The 3,925-nt window shown below is 55.9% G+C and carries 3 protein-coding genes and 1 pseudogene; all 4 read left to right on the top strand.

Translation table 11 applies throughout. From position 1 onward, the window contains the following. The first annotated feature begins 40 nt into the window (after positions 1-40). Complete coding sequence (locus tag RT613_RS10185; RefSeq protein WP_313615039.1) at positions 41-1,057, top strand: ABC transporter substrate-binding protein; 1,017 nt, start codon at positions 41-43, stop codon at positions 1,055-1,057. Positions 1,058-1,143: 86 nt separating this feature from the next. Further along, the gene (locus tag RT613_RS10180) at positions 1,144-2,604 is read left to right on the top strand and encodes a sugar ABC transporter ATP-binding protein (protein ID WP_313615038.1); all 1,461 of its coding nucleotides are present in this window, start codon (positions 1,144-1,146) and stop codon (positions 2,602-2,604) included. After that, complete coding sequence (locus RT613_RS10175) at positions 2,604-3,545, top strand: ABC transporter permease (protein ID WP_313615036.1); 942 nt, start codon at positions 2,604-2,606, stop codon at positions 3,543-3,545. The genes RT613_RS10180 and RT613_RS10175 overlap by 1 nt, the downstream gene beginning before the upstream one ends. Continuing rightward, positions 3,542-3,925 (top strand): annotated as a pseudogene (locus RT613_RS10170) (ABC transporter permease); the annotation flags it as partial. The gene RT613_RS10175 and the pseudogene RT613_RS10170, both read left to right, overlap by 4 nt.

Here is a 3,925-nt window from a genome sequence, read left to right as displayed (position 1 = left end):
GCCCCGGTTATCGATTTGTGAGCCATCAGGGAGGAAATCAATGGCTATCAAAAAAATGCTTGTGGCTTCAGTCACGCTCGCATGCGCTGCCTTGCCGATGGTGGCGCAGGCAGACACGTCTGCCAAGAAAATTGCCCTTTCCAACAACTACGCTGGCAATTCCTGGCGTCAGGCGATGCTGACAAGCTGGGACAAGATCACTAAGGATGCCGTGTCCAAGGGCACCGTGGCTGCAGCCGATCCTTTTACAACGGCTGAAAACCAGGCGACTGAACAGGCCGCCCAGATCCAGAACCTGATCCTTCAGGGTTATGACGCGATTGTCATCAACGCCGCTTCGCCAACAGCACTGAACGGTGCGGTAAAGGAAGCATGTGATGCCGGTATCATCGTCGTATCATTTGACGGCGTTGTTACCGAACCTTGCGCATGGCGCATCGCGGTCGACTTCAAGTCCATGGGTGAAAGCCAGATCGACTTCCTCGCCCAGAAATATCCAAATGGCGGCAATCTGCTGGAAATTCGCGGTCTGGCCGGCGTTTTCGTGGATGATGAAATCCACGCAGGCATCGAGGCTGGCATTGCCAAGCATCCAAACTTCAAGGTCGCCGGTTCCGTCAATGGTGACTGGGCGCAGGACGTCGCGCAGCGTGCCGTTGCCGGTATCCTGCCAAGCCTGCCTGAAATTACCGCTGTGGTGACACAGGGTGGTGACGGTTACGGTGCAGCACAGGCCTTTGCTGCAGCAAAACGCCCGACACCCACCATCGTCATGGGCAACCGTGAAGACGAGCTGGTCTGGTGGAAACAGCAGAAAGACGCAAGCGGTTATGAAACCATGTCGGTTTCGATCGCACCTGGCGTTTCCACGCTTGCTTTCTGGGTTGCCCAGCAGATCCTTGATGGCAAGGACGTGAAGAAGGATCTGGTTGTTCCTGTTCTGCGTATCGATCAGGCAAACCTGGAAGACGGTCTGGCAAAGACCGAAAAGGGCGGCGTCTCCAACATCGAATATTCGCTGGAAGACGCCCAGAAGGTTATCGCCGAGGCAAAGTAATTTTGCCCTGATAAGCCCGATATCACCGCACGGCGCCGTGACATGGCGCCGTGTACCGGTTATTTCCAAAATTCTGTGTCGTGCTGATGAACGAAATCCTGTCGCGAGAAGAGGTTGTCGCCGCACGTGGCGTCAAGGTTACGTTTGGTGCCGTAAAGGCGCTGGATGGCGCGGACCTCATCATTCATTCCGGCGAATGTCTTGGCCTTGTCGGCCATAACGGAGCTGGCAAGTCCACTATCGTCAATGTCATCAATGGCAACCTCACACCTCATGACGGAACTCTGTCATATGGGGGAGGTCAGGGAAAACATGGTATTGCCGAGGCCAGAGCCAACGGCGTGCGTTGCGTTTTCCAGGAATTATCCCTCTGCCCCAACCTGACGATCGGCGAAAATGTCCGCATCATGCATGCAGACATGAAAGGTGCCGGTTGGCGTAACCGCGCCACAAAACTCGTTCGCCAGACGCTTGACGATATTTTCCCGGGAAGCGGCATCGACTGCACGGCAACGATCAGCGAACTGTCCATCGCCGAACGACAGATGGTCGAGATCGCCATCAATTTTGCCGGCGTTAAAAACCAACCCAAGCTGGTTATTCTTGATGAACCAACCTCATCACTGGACGCCGGTCTTGCCGAACAGTTGATGGACTACGTGCGCCGCTTTGTGCGCTCCGGTGGTTCGGTCCTGTTGATCTCCCATATTCGCGGTGAAATCCTTTCCACCGCAACCCGTATTGTCGTTATGAAGGACGGCAAGGTGGTTGCAGACCGCCCCGCCTCGGAGTTCAGCACCCGCAGCCTGGTCGAGACCATGGGCAGCGTCGTGAAGGAAAGCGGCTGGGAGCGATCAACAATTCAAAGGACCGGACAACCGGTTCTGTCCATGCCTGCCCGTAAAGGCCAGGGTCACACATTTGAAGCCTATCGCGGCGAAATCATTGGCCTTGCCGGACTTGGCGGCCATGGCCAGACCGAAGCGCTGCTTGATCTTTACCTCTCACGCAACAGCAACTGGTTCCCAGCCAAACAGCAGGACATTGCCTTTGTTGCCGGTGATCGCAGCCTAAACGGCACGTTCCCGCTTTGGAGTATCTTGAAAAACCTGAGCATCGCGTCCTTGCGTGATCTGTCCAGCCTGAGCCTCGTCAATCACAATCGTGAAAACGATCTTGGCGCCGACTGGAAAAAGCGCATCGAAATTCGCACCCCTGACATGGGCAACAAGATTCTGTCGCTGTCCGGCGGCAACCAGCAGAAAGTGCTCTTTGCCCGCGCACTGGCCACAACGGCCGAAACAGTTCTGATGGATGATCCGATGCGTGGTGTCGACATCGGCACAAAACAGGAAGTCTACGAAATCCTGCGGACTGAAGCCCGCCACGGACGAACCTTTGTCTGGTACTCGACCGAGATGGACGAAATCAGACTTTGTGATCGCGTCTATGTGTTCCGTGACGGCGTCATTCACGCCGAACTCGTCGGCGATGACATTACCGAACAGAACGTGCTTGCAGCGTCCTTTGCAGGGGAAGGCCACTGATGAAAATTTCTGCCAACACCATGCGTCTTGTCATTCCGGCGGCATCCCTTGCCGTGCTGCTGGCCGCGGTTTTCTACATGCAGCCGCGCGCCATGAGCTACACCGGTCTGAACCTTCTGTTCAACCTGGCCGTTCCGATCATTCTGGCAACCATCGCCCAGATGCTGATCATGTCAGTCAATGACCTTGATCTGTCGATGGGAACATTTGTCAGTTTCTGTGCCTGCGTTACCGCCACTTTCCTACAAACATCACCGGTTATCGGCATTCTGATCTTTGCTGGAGCAATCGCCGTTTATGCAGCGATCGGGGCCATCATTCACATCAGGTCTCTGCCGTCCATCGTCGTCACCCTTGGCATGAGTTTCGTTTGGGGTGGTCTGGCCGTACTCATCCTGCCGTCACCAGGCGGTTCGGCACCGACCTGGGTGCGCTGGCTGATGACCGCAAAACCACCTGTTGTGCCGATTGCCATCGTCGCCAGCATTGTCATTGCGATCATTGCGCATCTCATCGTCACACGCTCATCTTTCGGTGTGCTGATGCGTGGCGTCGGCGGCAACTTCCGCTCAGTCGAACGGGCAGGGTGGTCTGTTGTTGCCATTCGTGCAGCGACATTTGCGCTTGCCGGTTTCTTTGCAGTATTGGCTGGCATTGCACTCGTTGGCCTGACGACGTCGGCCGATGCGAATATCGCGCTTCGTTACACGCTGTTGTCGATTGCCGGTGTAATCCTCGGTGGCGGTGAATTCGTCGGTGGCCGTGTATCGCCGGTCGGTGCAGTCATTGGCGCGCTGACGCTGACGATCGCCGGCTCGTTCCTTTCTTTCATGCGCATTTCCCCGGACTGGCAGATTGGTGCGCAAGGCGCGATCCTGATCGTTGTTCTTGCCCTTCGCATTCTGCTTAACCGGCTTGAAAAGCGGGAGAAAAATCAATGAGTGCTTTTCAAACCATCACCCGCAAACCCTGGATTTGGTCATTTGCCGCAACCGTTACCGTTTGGCTTGCAACAGTCATGTTCACCGGCGGCGCCAGCTCTTTCGGTCTTTCCCATGCGGCACTGACATTTGCTGCCTTCTCGGTGATCGTCGGCATCGGCCAGATGTTCGTCATCACGCTTGGGCCGGGCAATATCGATCTCTGCGTACCGGCAACCATGACCCTGTCCGGCACGCTCGCGCTTAAATTCATGGATGTCTCCGACGGTCTGATCCTCCCAGGACTGCTGATCGCCATCCTGATCGGCATAGGCGTCGGCATCGGGAACTACCTGCTCATCAAGGCACTGCGTATTCCGCCAATCATCGCCACATTGTCG

This window comes from Agrobacterium sp. (assembly GCF_032092815.1).
Taxonomy (GTDB): Bacteria; Pseudomonadota; Alphaproteobacteria; order Rhizobiales; family Rhizobiaceae; genus Agrobacterium.
Note: the sequence above shows the minus strand (reverse complement) of the source record. Positions and strands in the feature narration are given on the sequence as shown.

Bases quoted from the DNA above. Each gene is read 5' to 3' on its own strand.
- RT613_RS10175 (WP_313615036.1), top strand. From the start codon at position 2,604: ATGAAAATTTCTGCCAACACCATGCGTCTTGTCATTCCGGCGGCATCC.
- RT613_RS10185 (WP_313615039.1), top strand. From the start codon at position 41: ATGGCTATCAAAAAAATGCTTGTGGCTTCAGTCACGCTCGCATGCGCT.
- RT613_RS10180 (WP_313615038.1), top strand. From the start codon at position 1,144: ATGAACGAAATCCTGTCGCGAGAAGAGGTTGTCGCCGCACGTGGCGTC.